Genomic DNA, 7893 nt, shown 5'->3' with positions numbered 1-7893 from the left:
GTCGTAGACGATCTCCGCAAGAGGAATATCGTAGATCAATTTCGCGCGCGAGGTGTCGACGTAACTCATATCGATAAAGACGCCCCTTTTCCCTTGGCAAAGCTCCATGATCGGTCCGACGTACTCGGGCGGCGTAAAGAGGCTCGCGCGGACGATCGGCTCTTCCATATAATCGATCTCGGAGGGATTCGGAAGGTGCGACGGGTTATCGACGTTCAAGACTTCGCCGCCGTATTTATAGACCTTGTAGGAGACGCTCGGCGCGGTCGTAACGAGGTCGATATTGAACTCGCGTTCGAGCCTTTCTTCGATGATCTCCATATGCAAAAGTCCCAAAAATCCGCAACGGAACCCGAATCCGAGCGCGGCGGAGACGTCCGGTTCGAAGAAGAGCGAAGCGTCGTTCAGTTTCAGTTTTTCAAGGGCTTCGCGGAGCTCGGTATATTTCGATCCGTCCGCGGGGAAAATACCCGCGAAAACGACCGGTTTGACTTTCTTATACCCCGGGAAAGGCTCTTTCGTTCCCCCTTCCGCGAGCGTGATCGTGTCGCCGACGGCGGTATCCGAAACATTTTTGATGCTCGCCGCGAGATAGCCGACCTCGCCCGCGTTCAAAGATGCGGTCGGAAGCATTTTCGGAGTAAAGACGCCGACTTCGGTGACGTCGAAAACTTTCCCCGTGGAAAACATTTTGATCTTATCGCCGACTTTTACCGAACCGTCCATCACGCGGATAAAGCTGATCGCGCCTTTGTAGTTATCGTAAACGGAATCGAAGATCAAAGCCTTTAACGGCGCGCTTTCGTCTCCGCGCGCGGCAGGCAGATTATAGATGATGCTTTCGAGGACCTTTTCGACGTTCAGCCCCGTCTTCGCGCTGATCGCGGGCGCGTCGGCGGCGGGGATCCCGATAATATCTTCGATCTCTTTTTTCGTTCCTTCGACGTCCGCGCCGGAAAGGTCGACCTTATTGATGACGGGAATGACTTCGAGATCGTTATCGATCGCGAGATAGACGTTCGTCAAAGTCTGCGCTTCGACGCCCTGCGTCGCGTCCACGACGAGGACCGCGCCCTCGCACGCGGCGAGAGAACGCGAGACTTCGTAGGTAAAGTCGACGTGTCCCGGAGTGTCGATCAAATTCAGCATATATTCTTCCCCGTCGAGCTTATAAAACATTCGGACGGGTTGCAGCTTGATCGTGATCCCTCTTTCGCGCTCGATCTCCATATTATCGAGAAGCTGCTCTTTTGCTTCCCGCTCGGGAACCGTCCCCGTGACGTCCATCAAGCGGTCGGCAAGGGTACTTTTTCCGTGGTCGATATGCGCGATAATACAAAAATTCCTAATATGCTCTCTATCCATACTCATTCAAAACCGATTACTCGGCGAAAATATTATATAATATTTTTTTTCTTAGGTAAAGTATTTACAGATCGGAAAGTTATGCTATAATAAAAAGGAACAGACGCTGAGGCGCGAAAGGAGGAGAAAATGGCGAAACTCAAATTACCCGTAAAAGATCACAACTGGCTTTTCGAAAAACCCATCGCCCATCGCGGTCTGCACGGCGGCGCCATTATCGAAAACAGCCTCGCGGCGTATGAGCGCGCGATCCAAAAAGGCTATAACATCGAGATCGACGTCCATATTCTCGCGGACGGCGAGCTCGTCGTCTTCCACGACAACACCCTGCGCCGTATTTTCGGCGAAGGCATCGAAATTCGCGACTTGACCTACGAACAGCTTTGCAAATATTCTCTCCCCTTCGTAAACGAAAAAATTCCGACCTTTCAAGAGGTCTTGGATTACGTCGCGGGAAGGACGGGGCTTTTGATCGAAGTCAAAACCTACGTCCGCACCAAAGTTTGCGGAAGAATGTGGGAAATTTTATCCGAATATAACGGTCCTTTCTGCATCCAATCGTTCAGCCCTCTCGCCCTTTTGTGGTTCAGGCGTCACGCCCCCGAAGTCCCGCTCGGGATCCTCGGCAGCGTCATCGCGAACGCGGGCATCTATTGGGCGGGCAGGATCAAACCCGAGTTTATTTCTTACGAAGTCGCTTCTCTGAACGATCGCAAATTCGTCTTCCTGCGTGCGCGCACCCCGCGCATCCTCTCTTGGACGGTGTCCAATCCCATCCTCGAACAACGCGCGCGGAGATACGCGGAAAACATTATTTTCGAGGGATACGAAGCCGATCCGAACGCAAAAAGTCATATCACGATCGCCCCTTTCAAACCGAATATTTAATAAATCGCCAAACCTTTACAAATTCGTCATCCCGAGGTAAAAATTTTTTCGCTTCGCATTCGGGGATTCTTCAATCCGTTCAGAATGACGCGAACAATTCAATTCCGTCATCCTGAGCCGCCGAAAGGCGTGCCGAAGAATCGCCGCATGCTCCCACCCGCAAAGCCGCGCTTTCTCCATTCGTCATCCTGAACAAAGTGAAGGATCTCACCCTTATTTCTTACCGCTTCGCCTTAGGGGATATTTCGACTCCGCTTCGCTCCGCTCAATATGACGAACGGCAATCGGCGATTTCTCCGCTTCGGTCGAAATGACAATCAGAAGACGACTGCTCGCACTTTCCCATTCAATGTCATCCTGAGCCGCGAGAGAATCGAGTGCGCCAAAGGATCGCCGTATGCTCCCACCCGCAAAGCCCCGCTTTCAATAACCGATAATCGGCGATTTCTCGACAAGCTCGAAATGACAAGAGAGATTTAGTCTGCGCCGCAACTCTCTATTCGTCATCCTGAGCCGCCGCAAGGCGTGCCGAAGGATCTCACCCTTATTTCTTACCGCTTCGCCTTAGGGGATATTTCGACTCCGCTTCGCTCCGCTCAATATGACGAATTGTAATCGGCGATTTCTCCGCTTCGGTCGAAATGACAATCAGAAGACGACTGCTCGTACTTTCCCATTTAATGTCATCCTGAGCCGCGAGAGAATCGAGCGCGCCGAAGGATCGCCGTATGCTCCCACCCGCGAAGCCCAGCCTTCTTCAATCGTCATCCTGAGCCTGTCGAAGGATCTCATCCGCAAAAGCGAAGACTTATTTTTTCTTACTTTTCGAGCGTTCGAAGGAAATCCCCGCCATTTCGAGGACGAGATCATCGGGCAAGCTTCCGTTCAAGACGACGGTGACCCAGTTCTTTTTACTCATATGATACGAAGGAAACGCGCCCTTTTGAACGAATTCCGCGACGCGATCACCCAAATTGAAATTCACGACTTCGATTTCTCCGAGAAGTCCCCTCTCTTCCGCGTCCGGAGTGACCTTTGCGGCGGAAAGATTCATAATGATCGCGAACCACTTTCGCGTATCTGCGTTACGATAAACGCCGTAACGAGGAAACTTTTCCCACATAAACTCCGGTTTCGCGCCGAACAAATCGAAAAACGCTTCGGAAATTCGGTTTGTTTGATCGGAAATATAAAGCCGCTCGAAAGTCGTTTTCTCGGCAATATCCGACAAAAAGGATAAATACGCATTTTTAACGGACGTAACGAACGCGCCTTCCGCGCCCTCCAAGCGAAAGACCGCGTACTCTTCCGAAGTGGCGTCGTCGAAGACCTTCCCTTCGATCTTGCCCTCGTCCGAGATAAAAAGCCGAGCGGTAAAACCGTCGAGAAAAGACCGCAGGAGCGTGAAGCCGCTATCCGCTTTCGAAAAACCGAACGATAAAAGTTTATCGGGCAGGAAGACTCTGCGTTTGAAAACTTCGGATTCAAGACTCATTTTTATCTCCTTTCGGGAGCGCGCGATAGACGAAATACGCGATAAACCCCGTAAGAATGCCCGCGATCGCGCCGAACAGCGCGAGATAGACGAGAAAGACGGCGACGGCGGTCGTCTGCGTCAAAAGAATCGCGACGAGGACTTGCCCCACGTTATGAAGGACGCCGCCAAACGCGCTGATCGCGGGAACGCCGTTTAAGGAAAGTTTCAATAATAGCCACGTTCCGACGAGGGAAAGCGCGGTCCCCGCAAGGGAGTAAAGGATCGCGATCGGCGCGCCCGAAAACAGCCCGACGATCACGCATTTCAAAACGCCGATCACGGCGGCATAAGGAAGACCGAACCACATTAAGCATAAAAGGATCGCGACGTTTCCGAGTCCGAGCCTGCAATACGGCAGGACGGGAAGCACGGGCGGGAGCATATTCTCGACGAATCCCATCAAAAGCGCGACCGCAAGAAGCGCGCCGAGCGAAGCAACCTTTCTCGCCGTCATACGATCGCCTCCACTTCGCCTTTTCCTGAAATACGGATCGCGACTTTATTCGGAAGGCAGACGATCGCCTGCCCCTTTTTCGAGATTTTTCCCGTTTTTTCGCAGATTTTATTCGGGCAGTCCGACTCTTCCACCCAAACCTTTCCACCCGAAACGATGATCTTCAAATGATCGAGCGACAGGACTTTATCTTGATTCAAAGGAAGGGTCGCGACCTTCCTACCCTCGACGTAGACTTCCGCCGCACTCCCTTTTTCGGGCGAAAAAATCAAAAAAAGAGTTCCGCCGATCAGGCATAACACGATTAAAAGGATCAAAAGATCGGGGGCGCGGAAAAGCGCGTATTTCTCTTTTCTTTTCTTCATTCTTCGCTCTCCGAAGCAAGCAAAACGTAGCTACGATCTTTGATCTTGATCGGAAGATCAAAGGTGTAAATTTCTTTTTCCTCGGTTATGATCGCGCCGCGAACGCCGAACTTTTTGAATAAGGAAAGCGCGCCTTCCTTTCCGAGGACGACGGCGGCAGTCGCAAGCGCGTCCGAAAGAAGCCCGTCTTTTGAAATCACCGAAGCGGCGATCACGCCGCTTTTCGAGGGGTAACCCGTAGCGGCGTCGAGGATATGATGATAGCGCGCGCCGTTATAAAGGTAGTAATTTTCATAGTCGCCGCTCGTGGCGCAGACTTCGCCGTCATTTAGAGTAAACGAAAAAACGAACTCAAAATCGCTGTCGCGCGGCGGTTGAATCCCGATCGGATAATCCGCATTTACCGCGCCGACCGTCCCGCCGACGTTTACGAGAGCGGAATCGACCTTCCCTTTCAAAAGTTCGACCAGCTTTTGCGCCGCATATCCTTTGATCGCCGCGCCGAAATCGAGCGCGGAATCCTTTTCGAGTTTGACGATCGAGCGGGAATTATCATTGAAATAAAAATGAGAAAGTTCGGAAACGCGCTTCGCCGCCGCGATCGCGTCTTCGCTCGGGGGCGTCTTTCCGTTATACGAAAAAGGCGGATCGAAGCCCCAAGCGCGGACGAGGGGCAAGATCGACGGATCGAACGCGCCGTCCGTTTCCTCCGAGATTTCGAAAATGCGGCGAAAGACCGCGATTTCCGCTTCGGATAAAAGGATCTCGTCGCCCGCATCCGCCGAATTGATCTTCGAAACCGTCGAGAAATCAAAGGTCGCGGAGTACGTCCGATCGATCGAATCCAACAAATCGCGGACCTCTCGATCGATCTCCGAGGATCCGTAATAATTGACGTAAAAAGAAGAGCCCATGGAAAATCCCGCAACGGTCTCTTCCACGGGCGCGCAAGCGGCAAAAGCGAAGATAACGCAAAGAATCAGCGCAAAAGCCGCAAATCTTCTCATTTCAGCGGGAAGTCGAACGGAAAATGACGCCGATCGTCCCGGGGCCGCAGTGCGTCCCGATGACCGGTCCGATGGGATAACGCTCGACTTTCGCATTCGGGAATGCTTCTTTCAGCTTATTTTCGAGCTTATCGCCGCCCTCTTTGTTATCCGCGTCCAAGACGATGATCGGATATTTATCGAGATCGGTTCCGAGTTGCTTGACCTTATCGAAAAGGAAAGAAACGGCTTTGTTCGTCCCCGTAACTTTGGAGACGACTTGCAACTCGCCCTCTTCGTTTACGTAAAGAATGGGTTTCAGCGAGAACAAAGAACCGATCGCCGCGGCTGCCGCGCTGATCCTTCCTCCGCGCTTCAAATGGAAAAGGTCGTCCACCGCGAAGTACTCGGTAAAGGAATTGACGTTCTGTTCGAGGTAATCGTAGACCTCGTCCAGCGTGTGACCCTCTTGGAAGTATTTGACCGCGTTATAGACTTGAACGCCCGACCCCCAGCAAATGCTCTTGGTGTCGAAGCGGCGGAAACGCGCCTTCGGATACTTTTCGCGAAGATCGCGAAGCGCCATTTCAAGGTGATTGAAAGTCCCGCTCATCTTGCTCGAAAACGAGATATAAAGCATATCTTCGCCTTTTTTGAAGTAAGGTTCCAAAATATCGGTGTAGATCTGCGCGTTCAAAGCCGAAGTGATCGGCATCGCGCCCGCGCGAACCGCTTTATAAAAAGCGTCGAAATCGGTTGCTTCGCCCATATCGTAAAAATACTCTTTTCCGTTGATCGTGTAGGGCATTTTGAAAACTTCGCAATCCATTTCGGGGAGCATCGTGTACCACAGCTCGCAATCTGTATCAAAGAAAATTTTACTCATACTGTCGTCTCCTTTTTGCCCGCGCCGAATGATTCCGCGGCGGGTCAATTTTTATAGGTTATATATATAATATATAAAAATGACGGGATTGTCAAGAATCTCGCCCGCTTTCGATCCGCTTCGCGTTAGGGGATTCTTCACTCCGTTCAGAATGACGTTTTCAAATATCCATCGTCATCCTGAGCCGCGAGAGAATCGAGCGTGTCGAAGGATCTCATTCGCATAAAAAAAATGCGCTTGGCAATACGGATTGCCAAGCGCAAGGTTATTCAAGTAAACAATTAGCTCACATGCGTTACCGAGGGTTTACCATTATTAATACTGACCGTAGCGGTATATTTATTATTTTTGTCTTTAACAGTAATTGTTCCGGTCGCGCTGAAAGCCTGAGAAGCCGTCGTATTGGCAGTAACACCGTTTCCGGGATAACCAATATTCACAGATCCGAGATTATCCGTATTATTCGTTAAATAAGTTCCCCATTTTTCGGAAGTATTGCCATCTGCGACGAACAAATTCCAAGTCGTTAAGACAGAATCCGCAGCGGTATCAACCGTTTTCTTTTTTGCGTTGTTAACAAATCCGGTAACGGAAACGCCAACGACGGTACCGAGAATTGCGATGATCGCGATAACGACGATCAACTCAACGAGCGTAAAAGCTTTCTTATTCTTTCTAAATTTGTAAAACATATTCTTCCTCCATAAAAAGAATTTCTATCGTCATTATATATTGTTTTACACCTTTTGTCAATACCGAATTTTAAAAAAATGCGCGTAAAACAAGGGATTAAACGCACTTCTGAATAGAATCGCAAAATTAGGGGTCCGACTCCCTGCCGCTTCGCCTTAGGGGATCCTTCGTTTCACTCAGGATGACGCACTCACCATATTTCGTCATCCCGAGAAGCGAACGAAGCGAGCGCACACGAGGGATCGCCTTGTAGTCCTATCCGCGAAGTCACCCTTTTAATAAGCAAGTAATCGGCGATTTCTCCGCTTCGGTCGAAATGACAACAAGAAAATGACTGCTCGTACTTTCCCATTCAATGTCATCCTGAGCCTGCCGAAGGATCGCCGCATACCCCCACCCGCGAAGCTACACTTTCAATAAAAGCAAGTAATCGGCGATTTCTCGACAAGCTCGAAATGACAATAGAGAATTTGCCTGCGCCGTCATATTCTATTCGTCATCCTGAGCGAAGTCGAAGGATCTCATCCTTATTTTATAAAATGTCATCCTGAGCCGCGAGAGAATCGAGCGCGCCGAAGGATCTCATCCTTGTTTTATAAATTGTCATCCTGAGCGAAGTCGAAGGATCTCATCCTTGTTTTATAAATTGTCATCCTGAGCGAAGTCGAAGGATCTCATCCTTATTCCCTGCCGGAAATATAAAAGCGCAGATTCGAATT

At 50.4% G+C, this 7893-nt stretch carries 8 protein-coding genes; 1 reads left to right on the top strand and 7 read right to left on the bottom strand.

The window, feature by feature from the left end; genetic code table 11:
• Positions 1-1371 (bottom strand): translation elongation factor 4 (gene lepA / locus K5753_02455; protein MCR4726063.1); only part of this gene is annotated, 1371 nt, incomplete at its 3' end.
• Between the two features lie 123 nt (positions 1372-1494).
• Here lepA and K5753_02450 point away from each other — a divergent pair.
• The gene (locus K5753_02450) at positions 1495-2253 is read left to right on the top strand and encodes a hypothetical protein (GenBank protein ID MCR4726062.1); all 759 of its coding nucleotides are present in this window, start codon (positions 1495-1497) and stop codon (positions 2251-2253) included.
• Between the two features lie 808 nt (positions 2254-3061).
• Here K5753_02450 and K5753_02445 read toward each other — a convergent pair.
• The 6 genes from K5753_02445 to K5753_02420 all read right to left on the bottom strand — a co-directional run bounded on the left by K5753_02445 (position 3062) and on the right by K5753_02420 (position 7173).
• Positions 3062-3748 (bottom strand): MmcQ/YjbR family DNA-binding protein, encoded by a 687-nt coding sequence (locus K5753_02445; protein MCR4726061.1) that lies wholly within the window; start codon positions 3746-3748, stop codon positions 3062-3064.
• Positions 3738-4244, bottom strand: coding sequence for a Gx transporter family protein (locus K5753_02440; protein ID MCR4726060.1), 507 nt, complete (start codon positions 4242-4244; stop codon positions 3738-3740). Before K5753_02440 ends, K5753_02445 begins: the two co-directional genes overlap by 11 nt.
• Positions 4241-4609: a NusG domain II-containing protein gene (locus K5753_02435; protein MCR4726059.1), complete on the bottom strand. Its 369-nt coding sequence runs from the start codon at positions 4607-4609 to the stop codon at positions 4241-4243. Before K5753_02435 ends, K5753_02440 begins: the two co-directional genes overlap by 4 nt.
• Positions 4606-5616, bottom strand: coding sequence for an FAD:protein FMN transferase (locus tag K5753_02430; GenBank protein MCR4726058.1), 1011 nt, complete (start codon positions 5614-5616; stop codon positions 4606-4608). Before K5753_02430 ends, K5753_02435 begins: the two co-directional genes overlap by 4 nt.
• A 1-nt stretch (position 5617) precedes the next feature.
• The gene (locus tag K5753_02425; protein MCR4726057.1) at positions 5618-6481 is read right to left on the bottom strand and encodes a DegV family protein; all 864 of its coding nucleotides are present in this window, start codon (positions 6479-6481) and stop codon (positions 5618-5620) included.
• A gap of 281 nt (positions 6482-6762) precedes the next feature.
• Positions 6763-7173: a prepilin-type N-terminal cleavage/methylation domain-containing protein gene (locus tag K5753_02420; GenBank protein MCR4726056.1), complete on the bottom strand. Its 411-nt coding sequence runs from the start codon at positions 7171-7173 to the stop codon at positions 6763-6765.
• Positions 7174-7893: the final 720 nt, after the last annotated feature.

This window comes from Clostridia bacterium (genome assembly GCA_024685775.1).
Classification (GTDB): Bacteria; Bacillota; Clostridia; order Christensenellales; family CAG-1252; genus CAG-1252.
The sequence above is the reverse complement of the archived record's forward strand: the minus strand, read 5'-3'. Positions and strand labels throughout refer to the sequence as shown.